The organism is Friedmanniella luteola (assembly GCF_900105065.1).
Taxonomy (GTDB): Bacteria; Actinomycetota; Actinomycetes; order Propionibacteriales; family Propionibacteriaceae; genus Microlunatus; species Microlunatus luteolus.
The window spans coordinates 1,114,853-1,134,734 of record NZ_LT629749.1; the positions used below are offsets into that span (position 1 = coordinate 1,114,853).

18 protein-coding genes and 1 tRNA gene are annotated in these 19,882 nt (G+C 71.7%); 16 read left to right on the forward strand and 3 right to left on the reverse strand.

Features of this window, described 5'->3' with window-relative positions; genetic code table 11:
• The first annotated feature begins 27 nt into the window (after nucleotides 1-27).
• The 4 genes from BLT72_RS05295 (at nucleotide 28) to pyk (ending at nucleotide 3,514) form a co-directional block, all read left to right on the forward strand.
• Nucleotides 28-480, forward strand: coding sequence for a TraR/DksA family transcriptional regulator (locus BLT72_RS05295; RefSeq protein ID WP_231930562.1), 453 nt, complete (start codon nucleotides 28-30; stop codon nucleotides 478-480).
• Nucleotides 453-1,106: a signal peptidase II gene (locus BLT72_RS05300; protein WP_231930358.1), complete on the forward strand. Its 654-nt coding sequence runs from the start codon at nucleotides 453-455 to the stop codon at nucleotides 1,104-1,106. The genes BLT72_RS05295 and BLT72_RS05300 overlap by 28 nt, the downstream gene beginning before the upstream one ends.
• Nucleotides 1,099-2,028 (forward strand): RluA family pseudouridine synthase, encoded by a 930-nt coding sequence (locus tag BLT72_RS05305; protein ID WP_091410802.1) that lies wholly within the window; start codon nucleotides 1,099-1,101, stop codon nucleotides 2,026-2,028. The genes BLT72_RS05300 and BLT72_RS05305 overlap by 8 nt, the downstream gene beginning before the upstream one ends.
• 70 nt (nucleotides 2,029-2,098) lie before the next feature.
• Nucleotides 2,099-3,514: a pyruvate kinase gene (pyk, locus tag BLT72_RS05310; protein WP_091410805.1), complete on the forward strand. Its 1,416-nt coding sequence runs from the start codon at nucleotides 2,099-2,101 to the stop codon at nucleotides 3,512-3,514.
• A 323-nt stretch (nucleotides 3,515-3,837) separates the two neighbouring features.
• Here pyk and BLT72_RS05315 read toward each other — a convergent pair.
• Nucleotides 3,838-3,923 (reverse strand) — tRNA-Leu (locus BLT72_RS05315).
• Nucleotides 3,924-4,053: 130 nt separating this feature from the next.
• On the opposite strand from BLT72_RS05315, the gene BLT72_RS05320 reads away from it, so the two are divergent.
• The 7 genes from BLT72_RS05320 to BLT72_RS05350 all read left to right on the forward strand — a co-directional run bounded on the left by BLT72_RS05320 (nucleotide 4,054) and on the right by BLT72_RS05350 (nucleotide 11,232).
• Nucleotides 4,054-4,671, forward strand: coding sequence for an ANTAR domain-containing response regulator (locus BLT72_RS05320; RefSeq protein WP_091410807.1), 618 nt, complete (start codon nucleotides 4,054-4,056; stop codon nucleotides 4,669-4,671).
• 154 nt (nucleotides 4,672-4,825) lie between these two features.
• Entirely contained in the window at nucleotides 4,826-6,034 is a 1,209-nt protein-coding gene (locus tag BLT72_RS05325) for a branched-chain amino acid ABC transporter substrate-binding protein (protein WP_231930360.1), read from the forward strand.
• Between the two features lie 154 nt (nucleotides 6,035-6,188).
• Complete coding sequence (locus tag BLT72_RS05330) at nucleotides 6,189-7,133, forward strand: branched-chain amino acid ABC transporter permease (protein WP_091410812.1); 945 nt, start codon at nucleotides 6,189-6,191, stop codon at nucleotides 7,131-7,133.
• The gene (locus BLT72_RS05335) at nucleotides 7,130-8,842 is read left to right on the forward strand and encodes a branched-chain amino acid ABC transporter permease (RefSeq protein ID WP_091410814.1); all 1,713 of its coding nucleotides are present in this window, start codon (nucleotides 7,130-7,132) and stop codon (nucleotides 8,840-8,842) included. The genes BLT72_RS05330 and BLT72_RS05335 overlap by 4 nt, the downstream gene beginning before the upstream one ends.
• Nucleotides 8,839-9,675, forward strand: coding sequence for an ABC transporter ATP-binding protein (locus tag BLT72_RS05340; RefSeq protein WP_091410817.1), 837 nt, complete (start codon nucleotides 8,839-8,841; stop codon nucleotides 9,673-9,675). Before BLT72_RS05335 ends, BLT72_RS05340 begins: the two co-directional genes overlap by 4 nt.
• 5 nt (nucleotides 9,676-9,680) lie before the next feature.
• The gene (locus tag BLT72_RS05345; RefSeq protein WP_425349235.1) at nucleotides 9,681-10,388 is read left to right on the forward strand and encodes an ABC transporter ATP-binding protein; all 708 of its coding nucleotides are present in this window, start codon (nucleotides 9,681-9,683) and stop codon (nucleotides 10,386-10,388) included.
• 70 nt (nucleotides 10,389-10,458) lie between these two features.
• The gene (locus tag BLT72_RS05350; protein WP_197677208.1) at nucleotides 10,459-11,232 is read left to right on the forward strand and encodes a DUF427 domain-containing protein; all 774 of its coding nucleotides are present in this window, start codon (nucleotides 10,459-10,461) and stop codon (nucleotides 11,230-11,232) included.
• Nucleotide 11,233: 1 nt separating this feature from the next.
• On the opposite strand, the gene BLT72_RS05355 is transcribed toward BLT72_RS05350, so the two are convergent.
• A complete protein-coding gene (locus BLT72_RS05355; protein WP_342587389.1) occupies nucleotides 11,234-11,650 on the reverse strand; it encodes a PaaI family thioesterase in 417 nt (138 codons plus the stop codon).
• Nucleotides 11,651-11,705: 55 nt separating this feature from the next.
• On the opposite strand from BLT72_RS05355, the gene polA reads away from it, so the two are divergent.
• A complete protein-coding gene (gene polA, locus BLT72_RS05360; protein ID WP_091410825.1) occupies nucleotides 11,706-14,468 on the forward strand; it encodes a DNA polymerase I in 2,763 nt (920 codons plus the stop codon).
• Between the two features lie 12 nt (nucleotides 14,469-14,480).
• Here the strand turns inward: polA and BLT72_RS05365 are convergent, their stop codons facing one another.
• On the reverse strand, nucleotides 14,481-14,801 hold the full coding sequence (locus tag BLT72_RS05365; RefSeq protein WP_091410828.1) for a hypothetical protein: 321 nt from the start codon (nucleotides 14,799-14,801) through the stop codon (nucleotides 14,481-14,483).
• 337 nt (nucleotides 14,802-15,138) lie between these two features.
• Here BLT72_RS05365 and rpsA point away from each other — a divergent pair, with 337 nt between their 5' ends.
• From rpsA to BLT72_RS05385, 4 genes are all read left to right on the forward strand, one after another.
• Nucleotides 15,139-16,626, forward strand: coding sequence for a 30S ribosomal protein S1 (rpsA, locus tag BLT72_RS05370; protein WP_091410830.1), 1,488 nt, complete (start codon nucleotides 15,139-15,141; stop codon nucleotides 16,624-16,626).
• 134 nt (nucleotides 16,627-16,760) lie between these two features.
• Nucleotides 16,761-17,360 carry a dephospho-CoA kinase gene (gene coaE, locus BLT72_RS05375; protein ID WP_091410832.1) on the forward strand — a complete coding sequence of 200 codons (600 nt, stop codon included), beginning with the start codon at nucleotides 16,761-16,763 and terminating at the stop codon, nucleotides 17,358-17,360.
• A gap of 99 nt (nucleotides 17,361-17,459) precedes the next feature.
• Nucleotides 17,460-18,764: a zinc ribbon domain-containing protein gene (locus tag BLT72_RS05380; protein WP_091410834.1), complete on the forward strand. Its 1,305-nt coding sequence runs from the start codon at nucleotides 17,460-17,462 to the stop codon at nucleotides 18,762-18,764.
• On the forward strand, nucleotides 18,761-19,771 hold the full coding sequence (locus BLT72_RS05385; RefSeq protein ID WP_091410836.1) for a hypothetical protein: 1,011 nt from the start codon (nucleotides 18,761-18,763) through the stop codon (nucleotides 19,769-19,771). Before BLT72_RS05380 ends, BLT72_RS05385 begins: the two co-directional genes overlap by 4 nt.
• Nucleotides 19,772-19,882: the final 111 nt, after the last annotated feature.

Below are 19,882 nucleotides of genomic sequence, written 5' to 3' on the forward strand. Positions count from 1 at the left end.
CGCACCGGTGCGCGGCAGGCCCCCGCGATCCACGCACTCCCGGTCAACGAGACCGTGATCGCCGACCACGTCGAGGCTGCGAACGCCGCCGAGCTGCCGGTGCGCGAGGGTGAGGACCCCTGGACCGAGGCGGAGCTCGCCGAGGTGATCGAGGTGCTCGAGGCCGACATCGTCCGCTTCCGCGAGCAGCTCGCGACCTCCACCGCCGAGCTGGTCGGGCTGCTGCGCGACGGCACCGAGGGCGCCGGCCGCGACCCCGCCGACGTCGGCTCCGCCAACTTCGAGCGGGACGCCGAGATGTCGTTGGCCAACAACGCCCGCGAGATGCTCGACCAGTCCAAGCTGGCCCTGCGGCACATCCAGCTGGGCACCTACGGCAGCTGCGACAACTGCGGCCAGCCCATCGGCAAGGGGCGTCTGCAGGCGTTCCCCCGCGCGACCTTGTGCGTGAAGTGCAAGCAGCGCGAGGAGCGACGGTAGCGCCTCCGCCGCAGCCCGCGGCCCCCGTCCTGACGGCGGCGCACCGCCGCCGGCTGCGGGGGCTGTTCGCCGTCGTGGCCCTGACCGGGCTCGTCCTCGACGTGGTGACCAAGGTCGTCGCCGTCGGCCAGCTCGAGCCGGGCCGGCCGGTCCCGCTGCTCGGTGGGCTGCTGACCCTGCTGCTGATCCGCAACCCGGGCGCCGCCTTCAGCACCGGGGAGGGGATCACCCCGGTGTTCGCGCTCGCCGCCTGCGCGGTGCTGGTCTTCGTCGTCGCCCGCCTGGTCCCGAAGCTCGGCCACCCGGCCTGGTCGGTGGCCCTCGGGCTGCTCTCCGCCGGCGTGGCGGGCAACCTCGTCGACCGGTTCGCCCGGCAGCCGGGGCCGCTGCGGGGCCACGTCGTCGACTTCCTGCAGCTGCCGCACTGGCCCATCTTCAACGTGGCCGACATGTGCATCACCGCGGCCGCGGTGCTGATCATGGTGCTGGCCGTGGTCAAGAACGTGGGGATCGGCGGCGAGCGCTACCCGCGCGGGGCCACCCCCGCCCAGTCGGCGGCCACCGCCCCGTCGGCCGGCCGGGCCGTCGTCGACGACGGGCCGCGGCGCGAGGTCGAGGATGCCTGAGACCCGCGTGGTCCTCGTCCCCGACGGGCTCGAGGGGGAGCGCGTCGACGCAGCCGTCGCCCGGATGCTGGGCCTCTCGCGCAGCCGGACGGCCGACCTGATCGGTCGCGGTCAGGTCCGGGTCGACGGCACGACCGTCGCCAAGTCCGACCGCGTGCTGGGCGGTGCCATGCTCGAGGTCGAGCTGGACGACCAGGAGGAGCGCACCGCTCGCGTCGTCCCCCGGACCGTCGAGGGCGTCGGCATCGTGCACGACGACGAGGACATCGTGGTGGTGGACAAGCCGGTCGGCGTCGCCGCCCACCCCAGCGTGGGCTGGGACGGCCCGGACGTGCTGGCGCACCTGGCCGGGGCCGGCTTCCGCATCTCCACCTCCGGTGTGCCCGAGCGGAAGGGGATCGTGCAGCGCCTGGACGTCGGCACGTCGGGGCTCATGGTGGTGGCCAAGAGCGAGCGCGCCTACACCGTGCTCAAGCGTGCCTTCAAGTCACGGACGGTCGACAAGACCTACCACACGCTGGTGCAGGGCCACCCGGACCCGTTCACGGGCACCGTCGACGCCCCCATCGGCCGGCACCCCGGCGCCGACTACAAGATGGCGGTCGTCGAGGGCGGCCGGCACAGCGTCACCCACTACGAGACCCTGGACGCCTTCGTCGGCACCACGCTGCTCGAGGTCACGCTGGAGACGGGTCGCACCCACCAGATCCGGGTGCACATGGCGGCGATCAAGCACCCCTGCGCCGGCGACCCCACCTACGGTGGCGACCCGGTGCTCGCCGCCAGGCTCGGCCTGCAGCGGCAGTGGCTGCACGCCGTCCGGCTCGGGTTCGTGCACCCGACCACCGGCGAGCCCGTCGCGTTCACCTCGCCCTACCCGGCGGACCTGCAGCACGCGCTCGACGTCGTCCGCGCCGCCTGACGCGACCGCGCAACGGACCAGTGCCCCGGTTGGTCTCGCCGGGCCCAGGGGGTCCGGCTAGGGTCAGGCCGTGCGTAGAGCCAAAATTGTCTGCACGCTGGGGCCTGCGTCCTCAGCGCCCGAGCGCCTCATCGAGCTGGTCCAGGCCGGCATGGATGTCGCCCGTCTGAACATGAGCCACGGTGAGTACGCCGACCACGAGGCCAACCTGGCGAACGTCCGGGTGGCCGCGGCCGCCGTCGGTCGTCCGGTCGGCGTCCTGGCCGACCTCCAGGGGCCGAAGATCCGCCTCGGCCGCTTCGCCAGCGGCAAGGAGGTGCTCGAGGTCGGCGCCACCTTCACCATCACCGTCGACGACATCGCCGGTGACGTGACCCGCTGCTCCACCACCTTCAAGGGCCTGCCCGGCGACGTGAACCCGGGCGACCGGATCCTCATCGACGACGGCCGGCTGATGCTGCAGGCCACCTCGGTCACCGCGACCGACGTCGTCACGGAGGTCATCGTCGGCGGTCCGGTCAGCAACAACAAGGGCATCAACCTGCCCGGGGTGGCCGTCAGCGTCCCCGCCATGAGCGAGAAGGACAGCGACGACCTGCGCTGGGCCCTGCGGCACGGCGTCGACATGGTCGCGCTGTCCTTCGTCCGCAGCGCGCAGGACGTCGAGATCGTCCACCAGATCATGGACGAGGAGGGACGTCGCGTCCCCGTCATCGCCAAGATCGAGAAGCCGCAGGCCGTCGAGAACCTCGACGAGATCATCGACGCGTTCGACGCGCTGATGGTGGCCCGCGGCGACCTGGGCGTCGAGCTGCCGCTCGAGGACGTGCCGCTGGTCCAGAAGCGGATCGTCACCGCAGCCCGGCGCTGGGCCAAGCCGGTCATCGTGGCCACCCAGATGCTCGAGTCGATGATCTCCGCACCCCGCCCCACCCGCGCGGAGGCCTCCGACGTCGCCAACGCCGTCCTCGACGGCGCCGACGCGGTCATGCTCTCCGGCGAGACCAGCGTGGGCGAGTACCCGGTGGTCACCGTCGAGACCATGGCCCGGATCGTCTCGACCACCGAGGCGCACGGCCAGGAGCAGATGCAGGACATCGACTGGGACCCGCACACCACCAGCGGCGTCATCACCAAGGCCGCGGCCGAGGTGGGGGAGCGGATCGACGCCAAGTTCCTCGTGGCCTTCACCCACTCGGGCGACTCGGCCCGCCGGCTGGCCCGGCTGCGCTCCGAGATCCCCGTCCTGGCCTTCACCCCGGTGGAGCAGACCCAGGCGGCCCTGACCCTCAGCTGGGGCGTCGTGTCCTTCCTGGTCCCGATGGTCAACCACACCGACGACATGATCCGGCAGGTCGACAAGGCCCTCATCGAGACCGGCATGATCGCCGAGGGCGAGCGGGTCGTCATCGTCGCCGGCTCACCTCCCGGCGTCGCCGGGCACACCAACATGGTGCGGGTGCGGCGGATCGGCGCTCCGCTGTAATTCTGTCCTCGCTCCGCTCGGACGCGGATCGGGCCGTGACCCCTGTCGACGTCGTCGGGCGTGAACGGAAAAGCGTGTTCACGCCCTCCTCCTCTCGACAGGGGCGCCCGATCCGTGTGCCCCGGCAGTGATCAGATCGCTGAACGCCCTCGGTCCCGTCAGGGACCGGGGGCGTTCTGCTCGTCGCGGCCGAGGAGCCTCGCAGACCAGGAGGTTCGACCCCCGGCACCCAGGCACGAAGCCGCGCTGGGGCCCGAGCAGGCGGGGCGCCCTCGTGGTCCGCACCGCCGGCGGAGATGACCCACGCAGCGCGGTGCACGATCTGGTGCCGGGGAGGGGATTCGAACCCCCATGTCCTTGCAGACAGACGGTTTTGAGCCGTCCGCGTATACCCTTCCGCCACCCCGGCGAGGGGAGCGCGCGGGCCGTGGCCGACGCGGGAGCGCCTCATTCTGCCACAGCGGGACGGACCGTTCCGGCGTCCTCCGGCGGGCTCGACCGCGACAAACCCGTAACACGGCCTGGCTAAGGTGTCCTGCGTGACGAACGCAGAAGTTGGTACGACGGACAGTGCGAAGACGCGCGTGGTCGTCGCGGAGGACGAGGTCCTGATCCGTCTGGACCTGGTCGAGATGCTCACCGAAGAGGGCTACGAGGTGGTCGGCCAGGCCGGCGACGGGGAGGCGGCGGTGGCTCTCACCACCGATCTCAAGCCCGACCTCGTGGTGATGGACGTGAAGATGCCCAAGATGGACGGCATCAGCGCGGCCGAGCAGATCGCCACCGCGCGGATCGCCCCCGTGGTCATGCTGACCGCGTTCAGCCAGCGGGAGCTGGTGGACCGGGCCAGCGCGGCCGGGGCGATGGCCTACGTGGTGAAGCCCTTCAGCAAGTCCGACCTGGTGCCGGCCATCGAGGTGGCGCGCGCCCGGTTCGCCGAGATCCAGGCGGTGGAGGCCGAGGTCAGCGACCTGACCGAGCGGCTGGAGTCGCGGAAGGCGGTCGACCGCGCCAAGGGTCTGCTGCAGACCGGACTGGGTCTCACCGAGCCCGAGGCCTTCCGCTGGATCCAGAAGACGGCTATGGATCTCCGCAAGTCGATGCGCGAGGTGGCCGAAGGAGTCATCGAGCACGGGTCCGGCGGCAAGAAGAAGTAGCGCCCCGCCCGCCACCGCGCAGGCAGGTAACGAACATGCAACACGAGGGGATCAGGGCCCTCAACAGGGGGAGGCGGACGTAGGGTTCCGTCCAGTTCGCCGGGCCCTGCCCGGACGGACCCTGCGCCACGTAGCAGCTCAACTTGGAGGAAATGTGCGTAAGCAACTCGTGCTCACGGGGGCCACACTGCTGGCGACCGTCCTGGCCGTCTCGTCCTGCGGGACCCGGGCCGAAGAGGCGACCGGCGGCAGCGGCGAGACCGCGACCAAGGTCGCGAAGATCGGCGTCATCGCCCCGCTCTCCGGTGACCTGTCCGCACTGGGTCTCGGCATCCAGAACGCGGTCGACCTGGCGGTCAAGCAGGCCAACGAGAAGGGCACCATCCCGGGCTGGACGCTCGAGATCGACCCCCAGGACGACCAGGCCCTGCCGGACACCGGCAAGAACGCGGCCACCAAGCTGGCCGGGGACGACGAGGTGGTCGGCGTCGTCGGCACCCTGAACTCCTCCGTCGCCCAGTCGGTGCAGCCCGTCCTCAGTGGCGCGAACATCGCGCAGGTCTCGCCCGCCAACACCAACCCGACGCTGACCAAGGGCGCCGACCCGGCCAGCCCCAAGCGCTCGTACCCCGGCTACTTCCGGACCTGCACCACCGACGACGTGCAGGGACCGTTCGCGGCCCGGTACCTCCTCGACCAGGGCATCAAGAAGGTCGCCACGATCCACGACAAGAAGGCCTACGGCCAGGGCCTCGTCGCCGCCTTCACCGACGCGTTCAAGTCGGGCGGCGGCACCATCGTCCAGGCCGAGACGATCAACCCGGACGACAAGGACTTCTCCGCGGTCATCAGCAAGGTCAAGGGCGCCGGCCCCGAGGCCGTCTACTACGGCGGTGAGTTCCCGCAGTCGGGCCCGCTGGCGCAGCAGGCCCGGGCCGCCGGCCTCGACGTCCCCGTCATGGGCGGCGACGGCATGTACACCCCCAGCTACATCGAGCTGGCCGGCAAGACCTCCGAGGGTGACCTCGCCACCTCCGTCGGCGCCCCGGTCGAGACCCTCGACTCGGCCAAGCAGTTCGTGACCGACTACGCGGCCGGTGGCTACGACCAGCCCTACGAGGCGTACGGCGCCTACGCCTACGACGCGGCCAACGCCATCATCAACGGCCTCAAGGTGTCGCTGGCCAGTGCCGCCGACGCCAAGTCCGCCCGGCAGGCCACGATCGACGCGATCGGCAAGGTGTCCTTCGACGGCGCCTCCGGCCCCGTCGCGTTCGACGAGTTCGGGGACAACACGACCAAGATCCTCACCGTCTACAAGGTGACGGACGGCAAGTGGAAGGCCGACAAGACCGGTAGCTAGTCCGGAGCGGCGGACGGTGCCCAGCACCATCCGCCTTCCTCACTCCTGCACCAGACGAGGAGGCAGTCGACGTGCTCGCTGCCTCCTCGTGCTCTGTCCGGGGCGGACACCGCCGCGGCTGCACACGACAACCACGCAACGGAAGGGGGCACGGGTGGACGTCTTGCAACAGCTGATCAACGGCCTCTCGCTGGGAGCCTTGTACGCCTTGATCGCGGTGGGCTACACCGTCGTCTACGGCATCGTCCAGCTGATCAACTTCGCGCACGGCGAGATCTTCATGATGGGCGCCTTCGGCTCGCTCACCGTGTGGCTCGTCCTCGGCCGGCAGAGCGGGTCGACCGGCCTCTGGCTGCTGCCCCTGATGCTCATCGGCGGCATCGCCGTCGCCGTCGGGGTGGCCCTGCTCACCGAGCGCTTCGCCTACCGGCCGCTGCGGAACGCCCCGCGGCTGGCCCCGCTGATCACCGCCATCGGCGTCTCCATCTTCCTCCAGGAGTTCGTCCGGCTCTTCTTCGGCCGGATCCCGACCTTCCCGGACTCCCTGCGGGCCATCTCGTTCCCGCAGATCGACGTCGTGACCGGCCCGGCGTTCACCCCCGGGGGCGTCGTCATCCAGCGGGCGGCCCTGTTCACCCTGATCTCGCTGGTCGTGTGCGCGGCGATCCTGTTCTTCTTCGTCAACAAGACGCGGCTGGGACGGGCCATGCAGGCCACGTCGCAGGACCCGGACACGTCGCGCCTGATGGGCATCAACGTCGACAAGATCATCATGGTCGCCTTCGCGCTCGGCGCTGCTCTGGCCGCGGTGGCCGGGCTGGCGTACGGGTTGCGCTACACCAACATCGACTTCAAGATCGGCTTCCTCGCCGGCCTGAAGGCGTTCACCGCCGCCGTCCTCGGGGGCATCGGCAACATCAACGGCGCCGTCGTGGGCGGCCTGGTGCTCGGCGTGGTCGAGGTGCTCGCGACCTCGTACATCCCCGGCACCTTCGGCGGCTCGGCCTGGAAGGACGTGTGGGCTTTCGTGCTGCTCATCCTCGTGCTGGTCTTCCGTCCGCAAGGTCTGCTCGGTGCGAGGGTGGTGGACCGGGCATGAGGCGTCCCGTGCTGGTCACCCCCGCGCTGCAGGAACGGCACGGGTCCCGTGGCCGTCTCCTCGCCCTCGTCGGCGGCGCTGTCCTGGTCGTGTCGGGCCTGCTGCCCTGGGCCTACAGCTTCGACGCCCTCGACGGCATGACGCTGCTCGGCAACCCCTCGCCCCTGCAGGTCATGGGCATGGTCCTGGGGCTGCTCGTCCTCGCCGGCCTGCTCGGCCCGCGGTTCCTGCCGGCCCGCCGCGGACGACCCCGCGTCGGCTGGCTGCGTGCCGCCCGGGCGGCCGCGGCCGGCGCCCTGGTGTTCACCCTCCTCATCGTCGCCTCGATCGCCGCCGAGCTCGGCGGGCTCGTGAACGTCAACTACGGCGGCTGGATCGCCCTCGTGGGCGCGCTGCTGGCCTTCGCCGGCACCCGGCTCGTCGCCCCCGACCCGCTCCCGACGCTCTACACCGCGCAGACCCGGGACTGGCTCGAGCTGCTCGCCATCGTCGTGGTGATGGCGGCCGCGCTGTTCGGCATCGCCTACGCGCTGGACACCGACGACGCCGGGGCCTTCGTCAGCTTCATCGCCTTCGCCGGCACCGTGATCGCCGCGCTCTTCGCGCTCGGCGTGATGGGCTGGCTGTCCGCGGTGTCGCAGCGGCACCGGAAGGTCCTGATCCTGGCCTCCTTCCTGGTGGCCTTCCTGTTCCCGTTCACCCAGGACGGCTCGGACGCCAACATGTCGATCGCCACGCAGGTGATCATCTTCGCGGCGGCCGCCATGGGCCTGAACATCGTCGTCGGTCTCGCCGGACTGCTGGACCTCGGCTACATCGCCTTCCTGGGGGCGGGCGCCTTCGTGGCCGCCATCCTCTCCCGGTCGGCGTTCTCGACGCTGGACTGGCACCCGCCCTTCATCGTCGTGGTGCTGATCAGCGGCCTGGTCTCGGCGACCCTCGGCCTCATCATCGGCACCCCGACCCTGCGGGTGTCCGGTGACTACCTGGCCATCGTCACGCTGGCGTTCGGGGAGATCTTCCGGATCACCATGATCAACCTGGACGGGGAGGCGGGCCCGAACCTGACCCGCGGCTCCAACGGCATCCCGGCCATCCCGGACCTCGAGCTCTTCGGGTTCGACTTCGGCGACCCGCACGTGCTGCTGGGGATCCCGCTGGGCCGGTTCTCCAACTACTACTTCCTGCTCCTCGTGGTGATCGCGCTGATCATCCTGGTGTTCACCCGGCTCAACAACTCCCGCATCGGGCGCGGCTGGGTCGCGATCCGCGAGGACGAGAAGGCCGCCGAGGCGATGGGCGTCAACGTCTTCGGGCTCAAGCTCTTCGCCTTCGCGGGCGGCGCGTTCCTGGCCGGCGTCGCGGGGTCGGTCAAGGCTCACCAGGACGTCTCGGTGACGCCGGACCAGTACAACTTCCTGCAGTCGGCCTTCCTGCTGGCGGCCATCGTGCTGGGCGGCATGGGCACGGTCCTCGGGGTGCTGGTCGGCGCGACGCTGCTGATCCTGCTGCCCGAGAAGCTCCGGTTCGTCAGCGAGTTCCGGCTGCTGCTGTTCGGTCTGACGCTGATCGTCATGATGCGCTTCCGGCCCGAGGGGCTGATCGCCAGCCGCCGACGGCAGCTGGAGTTCCACGAGGACGACGACGAGCTCGCCGAGCGCATCGACGACCAGATCCAACCCAGCACCCTGAAGGGGGCGACGACATGACGGCGGTGGACACGGCCCCGGCCGACGGCCGGACCGGCGAGGCCATGCTGGTGGCCGAGGACGTGACGATGCGGTTCGGCGGCCTCACGGCGGTCGACTCGGTCAACTTCCGGGTCAACCGCGGCGAGATCATGGGCCTGATCGGGCCGAACGGCGCCGGCAAGACGACGTTCTTCAACTGCCTCACGGGGCTCTACCTGCCGACCAGCGGCCGGGTCGTGTTCGACGGGGCCGTGCTGCCGCCGAAGCCGCGCAAGGTGGTGCTGGCCGGCATGGCCCGCACCTTCCAGAACATCCGGCTCTTCGGCAACATGACGGCGCTCGAGAACGTCATGGTCGGCCGCTACTGCCGCACGTCCGCGGGACCGTTCACCTCCATCATCCGGGGCCCCAAGTTCCGGCGCGAGGAGGCGGCGACCCGGCAGCGGGCGCAGGAGCTGCTCGACTTCGTCGGGCTCGGCCACACCACGGACAGCCTGGCCCGCAACCTGCCCTACGGCGACCAGCGCCGCCTCGAGATCGCCCGCGCCCTGGCGACGGACCCGAAGCTGCTGCTGCTCGACGAGCCGACCGCCGGGATGAACCCGCAGGAGACCCGGCAGGCCGAGGAGCTGATCTTCAAGATCCGCGACCTGGGGCTGGCCATCGTGGTGATCGAGCACGACATGCGGTTCATCTTCACCCTCTGCGACCGGGTGCTCTGCCTGGTGCAGGGCAAGGCGCTGATCGAGGGCACGCCGGCCGAGGTGCAGTCCGACCCGCGGGTCATCGAGGCCTACATCGGGACGGGCCCGGACGACGCGTCCGAGCTGGAGAAGGAGCTGGAGTCGTGACCGCGATGCTCGAGGTCAAGAACCTGAAGGTCGCCTACGGCCGGGTGCGCGCGGTCAAGGGCATCAGCTTCAGCGTCGAGCAGGGCCAGGTGGTGACCCTCGTCGGCACCAACGGCGCCGGCAAGACCACCACCCTGCGCACCATCTCCGGGCTGCTGCGCCCGGAGGAGGGCGAGATCTGGTTCGAGGGCGAGCGCATCGACGCGGTGCCGGCCCACGAGGTCACCACGCGCGGCCTCGCCCACTCACCCGAGGGCCGGCGGATCTTCCCGCGGCTGACGGTGGAGGACAACCTGCGGCTCGGCGCGTTCGCCCGCAAGGACAAGGCGGGCATCGCCCAGGACCTGGAGCGGGTCTTCGACCTGTTCGAGATCCTGCGGGCCCGGCGCGCCCAGCCGGCCGGCACGTTCTCCGGCGGGGAGCAGCAGATGCTCGCCATCGGCCGGGCCATGATGAGCCGCCCGAAGCTGCTGATGCTGGACGAGCCGTCGATGGGGCTGTCCCCGTTGATGATGCAGCGGATCATGTCGACGATCACCGAGCTGAAGTCGGAGGGCGTCACCATCCTGCTCGTCGAGCAGAACGCGCAGGCGGCGCTGTCCCTGGCCGACTACGGGTACGTGCTCGAGGTCGGCTCGATCGTCCTCGAGGACACCGGGGCGAAGCTGCTGACCGACGACAACGTCCGCAAGGCCTACCTCGGCGAGGACTGAGCGGGCCGAACCCTCACCTTGTCCCCGTCGTCGGTCGGTGCGAGCCTGGCGGCGGGGGAGGGAGGACGCCGTGCGCACGGAACCGAGCCAGCGGTGGGTCCGGGGCTACGTCGGGGACGTCGCCGTGGTGGACACCCGGACGCCGCTGCTGTTCTGGGAGGACGCGTTCCCGGTCCCGGGCTACGCCTACGACCGGGCCGACGTCCGGGAGGACCTGCTGCGTCCGACGACCGTCCCGCCGCCGGAGCAGCCCTGGTTCTTCCTGCCCCAGGGCCCGGTGTCGGTCTGGTACGACCTGGTGGTCGACGGCCGCACCCTGCCGCACGCCGCCTGGACGCGGGACGACCCGGCGGTGGCGGACCGGCTGGTGGTGAGCTGGCAGCCGGGCCTGCTCGACCGCTGGCTGGAGGAGGACGAGGAGGTGGCCGGCCACCCGCGCGACCCGCACAAGCGGGTCGACGCGCTGCCGAGCAGCCGGCACGTGGTCGTGAGCCTCGACGGTGTCGTGCTGGCGGACTCGCGGTCGCCGGTGCTGCTGTTCGAGACGGGACTGCCGACCCGGTACTACCTGCCGCCGGCGGACGTCCACCTCGACGCCCTCACCCCCAGCCGCACCCGCAGCCACTGCCCGTACAAGGGTGACGCGGACCGCTACTGGGACGTGACCGACCACCCCGACGGCGCCGGCCTGGCCTGGTCGTACACCGACCCGTACCCGGCCGTCGCGCGGATCCGGGACCGGGTGGCCTTCTACGACGAGCTGGTCGACGTCACCGTCGACGGGGTCCGCCAGCCCCGGCCCACGTCCCCGTTCAGCACGGCCGCCCACCGCCCCGCCAGCTGACTCAGCGGGGGTCGACCAGCTGGCAGGTCAGCCGTGCCGTGCAGACCCGGCGGCCCTCGTCGTCGACCAGCACCACCTCGTAGCTGGCGACGGAGCGGCCGAGCCGCAGCGCCGTCGCGGTGCCGGTCACCCAGCCGCTGCGGACCGAGCGGTGGTGGGTGGCGTTGAGGTCGACGCCGACCGCGACCCGGTCGGGCTGGGCGTGCGCCGCGGCCCCGATCGAGCCGAGCGTCTCCACCAGCACGCACGAGGCACCGCCGTGCCAGAGCCCCATCGGCTGCGTGTTGCCCTCCACCGGCATCCGCCCGACGATCCGCTCGGGCGTCAGCTCGAGCACCTGCAGTCCCATCTTGGTGTCCAGGGCGCTGGTCATCCCGGCGTACCAGGCGGGGACGGGCGGGTGGTCGGGGGTGCTCACCGGCTCAGCCTAAGCATGCCCGGGCGTTGTCAGCGGCCGCGGATAGAGTCGGGCCGTGCCCGCGCGAACCGCTCCCTCCTCCCGAGCCGCCAAGAACGCCGCCGCCGCGGCCGCGGCCCCGCCGTCGCGCCCCAAGCTGCTGCTCATCGACGGCCACTCGGTGGCCTACCGCGCCTTCTTCGCCCTGCCGGTGGAGAACTTCTCGACGGCGACCGGCCAGCACACCAACGGCGTGTTCGGCTTCACCTCGATGCTCATCAACGTCCTGCGCGACGAGGCCCCGACGCACGTGGGCGTCGCCTTCGACGTCTCCCGGCAGACCTTCCGGTCCGAGATCTACACCGAGTACAAGGCGAACCGCAGCGCGACGCCCGACGAGTTCAAGGGTCAGGTCGACCTGGTCCGGGAGGTGCTGAAGGCCCTCAACATCCCCTACGTGCAGAAGCCCGGGTTCGAGGCCGACGACGTGATCGGCACGCTCGCCACCCAGGCGGAGGCGCAGGGCTTCGACGTGCTGATCTGCACCGGCGACCGCGACGCCTTCCAGCTGGTCACCGACAACGTCACCGTGCTCTACCCGCGCAAGGGCGTCTCGGACCTCGCCCGGATGACCCCGGCGACGGTGGAGGAGAAGTACTTCGCGACCCCGGCGATGTACCCCGACCTGGCCGCGCTGGTCGGGGAGACCAGCGACAACCTGCCGGGCGTCCCCGGCGTCGGGCCGAAGACGGCGGTGAAGTGGCTGCAGCAGTACGGCAGCCTGGAGGAGCTCGTGGCGCACGCGGGCGAGCTGAAGGGCAAGGCCGCCGCCGAGTTCCAGGCCCGGACCGAGGACGTGCTCCGGAACCGGCAGATCAACGCGCTGGTCCGCGACCTCGAGCTGGACCTGACCGTGGACGACCTGGAGCGGCAGCCCTGGGACCGCGAGGCCACCCACACGCTGTTCGACGGGCTCGAGTTCCGGGTCCTGCGGGACCGGCTGCTGGAGGCGCTGCCCAACGAGGAGGAGCTCGTGGCCGAGGGCGGCTTCGAGCTGACCGGGGAGGTGCTGGCGCAGGACGCGCTGGCGGCCTGGCTGGTCGAGCACGCCGCCGGGGAGCGGACCGGGGTCGACGTCGTCGGCCACTGGGGCTCCGGGACGGGCGACATCAGCGCGCTGGCCCTCGCCGCCGCGGACGGGGCCGCCGCGCAGGTCGACGTCCAGCAGCTGACGCCGGCCGACGACCAGGCCCTGAGCCGCTGGCTGGCCGATCCCACGCACCGCAAGGCCATGCACGACGCGAAGGGGCCGCTGCTGGCCATCTGGGCCCGCGGCTGGGACCTGGACGGGCTCACCTCCGACACCCAGCTGGCCGCCTACCTCACCCGCCCCGACCAGCGCACCTTCGACCTCGCCGACCTCACGGTGCGCTACCTCAAGCGCGAGCTGAAGGTCGAGGGCCTGCCCGACGCGCTGGAGACCGACCAGCTGGTGCTCGACTTCGGCGACGACGACTCGGGCACCCGGCTGGCCGCCGAGGCGGCCATGGTCCGGGCGCGCGCCGTCATCGACCTCGCCGACGCGCTCGACGCCGAGATCGCCCAGCGCAACGGCACCAGCCTGCTCAACGGGGTCGAGCTGCCGCTGCTGCGGACGCTCGCCCGGATGGAGCAGACGGGGGTGGCTGTCGACCTCGACCACCTGCAGGCGCTGGAGTCCGACTTCGGGGCCAAGGTCACCCAGGCGGCGGCCGACGCCTACGAGGTGCTCGGCAAGCAGATCAACCTCGGCTCCCCGAAGCAGCTGCAGGTGGTGCTGTTCGAGGAGCTGGGGATGCCGAAGACCCGCCGCACCCGGACGGGCTACACCACCGACGCCGACGCCCTGCAGGCCCTCTACGCCAAGACCGAGCACCCGTTCCTGGCGCACCTGCTGGTGCACCGCGACGCCATCCGGCTCAAGCAGACCGTGGAGGGCCTGCTCAAGTCGGTGGCCGAGGACGGCCGCATCCACACCACCTACGTGCAGACCATCGCGGCGACGGGCCGGCTGTCCAGCACCGACCCCAACCTGCAGAACATCCCCATCCGCACCGAGGAGGGCCGGCGGATCCGCGAGGCCTTCGTCGTGGGCCCCGGGTACGAGTCGCTGATGTCGGCGGACTACTCCCAGATCGAGATGCGGATCATGGCGCACGCCAGCGAGGACGCCAGCCTCATCGAGGCGTTCCGCTCGGGGATGGACTTCCACACCGTGACGGCCTCCCGGGTCTTCGGCGTCGAGCCGGACGCGGTCACGCCGGCCGAGCGGGCCAAGATCAAGGCGATGAACTACGGCCTGGCCTACGGGCTGAGCGCCTTCGGCCTCAGCCAGCAGCTCACCATCGACACCTCCGAGGCGAAGGCCTTGATGGAGGAGTACTTCGAGCGGTTCGGCGGCGTGCGGGACTACCTGCACTCCCTCGTCGCGGACGCCCGCAAGACCGAGTACACCGAGACGATCCTCGGCCGCCGCCGCTACCTGCCCGACCTGATGAGCGACAACCGGCAGCGCCGGGAGATGGCCGAGCGGATGGCGCTCAACGCGCCCATCCAGGGCTCGGCCGCCGACATCATCAAGGTCGCCATGCTCGACGTGGAGCGGGCGCTGGGCGACGCCGGGATGCGCAGCCGGATGCTGCTCCAGGTGCACGACGAGCTGGTCTTCGAGGTCGCGACGGGGGAGCGGCAGGCGCTGGAGCAGCTGGTCCGGGACAAGATGGGCCAGGCGGTCGAGATGACGGTGCCGCTCGACGTCTCCGTCGGCGTGGGCCGCTCGTGGCACGAGGCGGCCCACTGAGCCCGGTGGCCGCTAGGTCGCCGTCGGGCCCACCGGCGACCAGCTGAAGGCCTCCCGGTACCAGCCGTCGTCGGCGGCCCAGGAGCGGAGCGCGTCGAAGGCCGCGTCGGTGTTCGGGACGGTCGCGACGAGCCGCTCGCCGTCGCCGGAGCGCACCTCCACGGCCCACCGGCCGCCCGGCACCCGGGTGGCCTCCGCCCGCGGCACCGCGGGGTCGGCGACCCGTTCCAGCAGCACCGACGTCGGCGCCTCCCACAGCAGCGGTCGCAGGCTCTCGGGGGTCAGCGGGTCGGCCACCCGTCCGGCGTCGTCGGTCCCTCGGAAGCCGGTCACGGTGTCTCCTCCTGCGGTTCGGTCTCGGCGGACGCCGACGACGTCCACCGCGAGGGTAGGTGCGGCCGCGCGGTCCGCACCGGGCACGCGGGGGGACGGGCTCCCGGCGTTTGACCCTGCCTCAGCCCGAACGTATCCTGAGATGTCGCTGTGGCCTGCGCGACCTCGGACGGAGCAGGTCGCGCGTGCCGGGGTTGAAGTCGGTTGTCGGTCGGGTCTGGGTCCAAGTCACCACGTGTGGGTTTGTGCAGCAGAAGGTCGGGCAGCAGGTCTCTCCGCGGTGAGCGGCTGCAGCACACCGGAACACCCACACCTTCCACTATCGGAGCCCTACTACATGACGTCCTCCCTCGAGGCACCCCCGCAGGTCGCAGTCGACGACTTCGACTCGGCCGAGGCTTTCCTGGCCGCGATCGACGCGACCATCAAGTACTTCAACGACGGTGACATCGTCACCGGCACCGTCGTCAAGGTCGACCGTGACGAGGTCCTGCTGGACATCGGCTACAAGACCGAGGGGGTCATCCCCTCCAAAGAGCTCTCCATCAAGCACGACGTCGACCCGTTCGAGGTCGTCAGCGTCGGTGACGTGATCGAGGCCCTCGTCCAGCAGAAGGAGGACAAGGAGGGCCGGCTGATCCTGTCCAAGAAGCGGGCTCAGTACGAGCGCGCCTGGGGCACGATCGAGAAGATCAAGGAAGAGGACGGGGTCGTCACCGGCCACGTCATCGAGGTCGTCAAGGGTGGCCTCATCATCGACATCGGCCTGCGCGGCTTCCTGCCCGCGTCGCTGGTGGAGATGCGGCGCGTCCGCGACCTGCAGCCCTACGTGGGCATGGAGCTCGAGGCCAAGATCATCGAGCTGGACAAGAACCGCAACAACGTGGTCCTGTCCCGTCGTGCCTGGCTGGAGCAGACGCAGTCCGAGGTCCGCCAGAACTTCCTCACCCAGCTGCAGAAGGGCCAGATCCGCAAGGGTGTCGTGTCCTCGATCGTCAACTTCGGTGCCTTCGTGGACCTCGGTGGCGTCGACGGCCTCGTGCACGTCTCGGAGCTGTCCTGGAAGCACATCGACCACCCCTCCGAGGTCGTCGAGGTCGGCCAGGAGGTCACCGTCGAGGTGCTGGACGTCGACATGGACCGCGAGCGCGTGTCCCTGTCGCTGAAGGCGACGCAGGAGGACCCGTGGCAGGCCTTCGCCCGGACCCACCAGATCGGCCAGATCGTGCCCGGCAAGGTCACGAAGCTGGTCCCGTTCGGTGCGTTCGTGCGGGTCGAGGAGGGCATCGAGGGTCTGGTGCACGTCTCCGAGCTGGCCGAGCGCCACGTCGAGATCCCCGAGCAGGTCGTCACGGTCAACGACGACGTCCTGGTCAAGATCATCGACATCGACCTGGAGCGTCGCCGCATCTCGCTGTCGCTGAAGCAGGCCAACGAGGGTGTGGACATCAACTCCGAGGAGTTCGACCCCACGCTCTACGGCATGGCGGCGTCCTACGACGACCAGGGCAACTACCTGTACCCGGAGGGCTTCGACTCCGAGACGGGCGAGTGGCTCGAGGGCTTCGACGACCAGCGCGCAGCCTGGGAGCAGCAGTACGCCGAGGCGCACGCCCGCTGGGAGGCGCACAAGAAGCAGGTCGAGGACGCGGAGAACTCCGAGGTGGCCGCGGCCGTCCCGGCCAGCTACTCCTCCACGACCGGTGCCGCCGGTGCTCCGGCGCCCGCCGAGGCGCCCAGCGGAGCCGTCGTGCCGGAGGGCTCGCTGGCCTCCGACGAGGCCCTGCAGGCCCTGCGCGAGAAGCTGACGGGCGGCGCCTCCTGAGGCACCACCCGCGGCTGACCCGGCGCTGAGCCGGTCGCCCCGCTGAGCTCGACCACGAGGCCCTCCCACCGTCCGGTGGGAGGGCCTCGTGCCGTTCCCGGTCGGGGCCGGTGGCGCTGCCTAGGCTGGGCACCATGCTGCGGGTGGGTCTGACGGGCGGGATCGCCTCGGGGAAGAGCACGGTCGCCGCGGAGCTGGCGCGGCGGGGGGCGGTGCTGGTCGACGCCGACGCGCTGGCCCGCGAGGTGGTCGAGCCGGGGACCCCCGGGCTCGACGCCGTGGTGCACCGCTTCGGACCGGAGGTGCTGGACGGTGAGCGGCTGGACCGGGCGGCTCTCGGCCGGCGCGTCTTCGCCGACGCGGAGGCCCGGCGCGACCTGGAGCGGATCATCCACCCGCGGGTCCGGGCCCGCGCGGCCCAGCTGGAGGCGGCGGCCGACGCCGACGCGGTCGTCGTGCACGTCATCCCGCTGCTCGTGGAGACGGGGCAGGCCGACGACTTCGACCTCTGCGTGGTGGTCGACCTCGAGCCCGACACCCAGCTCCGCCGGCTCCGGGAGCGGAACGGGCTGACCGCGGAGGAGGCCCGGGCCCGGGTCGAGGCGCAGGCGAGCCGGGCCGAGCGGCTCGCCGCCGCCGACTGGGTGATCGACAACGAGGGCAGCCCCGCGGACCTCCGCCGCCAGGTCGACACGCTCTGGTCCGAGCTCGCGGCGGGTGGCGCGGCCGGCTGACATACTCCTGTCGGCGCTGGCCGGGCGGGGACACCACGGCCCCGCTCCGTGCACCCAGGCGCCGGCTCTGGCCGGCCCGTCGAGAGGGGACGAAACACAGTGGGATGCCCACGCTGCGGGGCCGCGCTCCCCGACGTCGCGCACTTCTGCCACGTCTGCGGGCTGGACGAGCGGTCCGGTGACAGCGGCCGCCGGCACTCCTTCGCCGTCAAGCCCGACGAGCCCGTCGCCTCGTTCGCCCTGATCTCCTCGATCATGCCGCGCGGGGCCGGGCAGCGCCCGCAGACCTACCGGCTGGCGCTCACCGTGGCCCTGGCGGTCGCGCTGGTGGCCGCCCTCTTCGGGGCGATGCCCATCGCGGTGCTGGTCGCCGCGTTCGCCATCCCCGTCGTCTACGTCGTCTACCTCTACGACGTGAACCTGTGGGAGGACGAGCCCCTCCCGGTGACGGCCCTGGCCTTCCTGCTCACCGGCGGGCTGGCCCTGGTGTTCACCGTGCTCTGGACCTTCCTGCGCGGGCCGGTGCCGTTGGCCCCGACCGGCCTGGACGGCACGGTCGGCGCCGCCCCGCGGCTGGGCACCTTCGTGCTGGTCGCCCTGCTGGTGCCGGTGGTGGGCGAGCTCATCCGGCAGGTCGGGCCGGTGATGCTGGCCAGCCGCCCACGGTTCGACGACCTGATGGACGGTCTCACCTTCGGGGTGGTGAGCGGCGTCGCGTACGCCTGCTTCGACACCCTGGTCCGGCACTGGGACCTGCTGACCGGCGGCCTGCAGGACCAGAACGCGGGCCTGTGGGCGTCGCTGGTCTTCCTCGAGGGCTTCGTCAAGCCGCTCGTGATGGGCTCGGCGACCGGGCTGGCCTGCGCGGAGTTCTCCGGTCTCGGCCGTGGCTACGACGGCTTCACCCCCCGCTACGTCCGCGCCGTGGTCCTGGCCGTGCTGGCCAACATCGCCTACCAGGCCGGCACCTACCTGTTCTCGTTCGCCGGCAGCCCCACGCTCGGCGTGCTGCTGGGCGTGCTCTGGGGCCTGCTGATCCTCGGTGTCTTGATCCTGCGGCTGCGGACCGTGCTGCACGTCGGGTTGATGGAGGCCGCTCTCGAGCGGTCGGCCCGCGAGCGGGGCGTCGGCGAAACCGGCGAGCTCGCGTTCTGCGCGCGGTGCGAGATGCCGTTGCAGGAGCACGCCGCCTTCTGCACCGCCTGCGGCACCGCGGTCCGCGTCCAGGCCAAGCCCGAGCGCACCGGCGCCAGCGAGCCGGCCCTGACGGGAGCCGGTGGCGCCGCCGGCGGCGTCGGTCCGGACGGGTCCGTCTCCCGCACCCCATTGGCAGGACCGCCACCGCCGACCGGGGACACGACCGAGGTCCGTGCCCGCGTCGAGGACGAGGAGGGGCGGGCATGACGCAGCAGCCAGGCCCCTGGGGCCAGGGACAGGGCGGGCCGCCGCCCCAGGGGCCGTCGGGTCCACCGCCGGGCTACCCGCCGGGGCCGCCGGGCTACGGCGGTCAGCCCGGGTTCGGGCCGGGCCAGCCGGGTTACGGGGGCCAGCCGGGTTACGGGGGCCAGCCGGGCTACGGGCAGCAGCCCGGGTACGGCCAGCGGCCGCCGCCCGGGTACGGCGGCCCGGGCTACCCCCAGCAGCCCCCGCCGGGCTACGGGGCGGGGGCGGGTGGACCCAGGCCGCCGAGGAGGAAGAGCACCGGGCTGATCCTGGGCCTGGTCGGCGGGGCGCTGGCCCTGCTGGTGCTGATCGGTGGCATCGCCCTCGTGTTCGGGGGTGACGACGGCGACCAGCCGACGACCACCATCAGCCCCGGTGCCCCCACCGCGCCCCCGGACGAGCCGACGGCAGAACCCAGCCCGGAGCCGAGGGCGTCCCGCAGCCCCGGGCCCAGCGCCTCCAGCAGCCCCGAGCCCGACCCGACCCCGTCCTCCGGCGGGCAGCCCGGCGGCGACGCCGTCGACCTCGGCAACGACATCGTGCTCGTGCCCGCCGACGGCTGGGACGTCACGAAGAAGGCCAAGGGGCTGGCCCAGCTCTCGAACGGCTCGGAGATGTTCCTGGGCCAGGCGGTCGAGCTGGAGACCGGGACCAACCCGGGCCAGCTCTGCACCGCCTGGCACAAGCAGGTGGCCGAGGGCGCAGGCGACGCCGAGCTCGCGGAGCCGAAGAAGGTTGACCTCGGCTCCACGAAGGTGAGCGGCGCCACCTGCCTGGCGCAGGTCACCGTGTCCGGTGGCCAGGGCTCCAGCGAGGTGCTCGTCTACTCCGTGGTGTCGGTGCGCAAGAGCGACGGCGTGACGGTGCTCGCCACCGTCTACTTCACCGAGGACTCGGACGCCGACGAGGTCAACACGGACTTCTCGGCCATGGCGACCTCCATGCTCGAGACGCAGGTCGCCGGCTGACCGACGGCCTCCGCGAGGGCGTCCCCGTCCCGTCCGGGGCGCCCTCGCCCGCATCCGCCCGGGGCGGGTCCGGGGCCGCGGGAACTGTCGGTGGCCAGACGTAGGCTTCCC

Coding starts and splice junctions, on each gene's coding strand:
- BLT72_RS05305 (WP_091410802.1), top strand. CDS start 1,099: ATGCCTGAGACCCGCGTGGTCCTCGTCCCCGACGGGCTCGAGGGGGAG.
- BLT72_RS05335 (WP_091410814.1), top strand. CDS start 7,130: ATGAGGCGTCCCGTGCTGGTCACCCCCGCGCTGCAGGAACGGCACGGG.
- BLT72_RS05340 (WP_091410817.1), top strand. CDS start 8,839: ATGACGGCGGTGGACACGGCCCCGGCCGACGGCCGGACCGGCGAGGCC.
- BLT72_RS05345 (WP_425349235.1), top strand. CDS start 9,681: ATGCTCGAGGTCAAGAACCTGAAGGTCGCCTACGGCCGGGTGCGCGCG.
- rpsA (WP_091410830.1), top strand. CDS start 15,139: ATGACGTCCTCCCTCGAGGCACCCCCGCAGGTCGCAGTCGACGACTTC.
- coaE (WP_091410832.1), top strand. CDS start 16,761: ATGCTGCGGGTGGGTCTGACGGGCGGGATCGCCTCGGGGAAGAGCACG.
- BLT72_RS05385 (WP_091410836.1), top strand. CDS start 18,761: ATGACGCAGCAGCCAGGCCCCTGGGGCCAGGGACAGGGCGGGCCGCCG.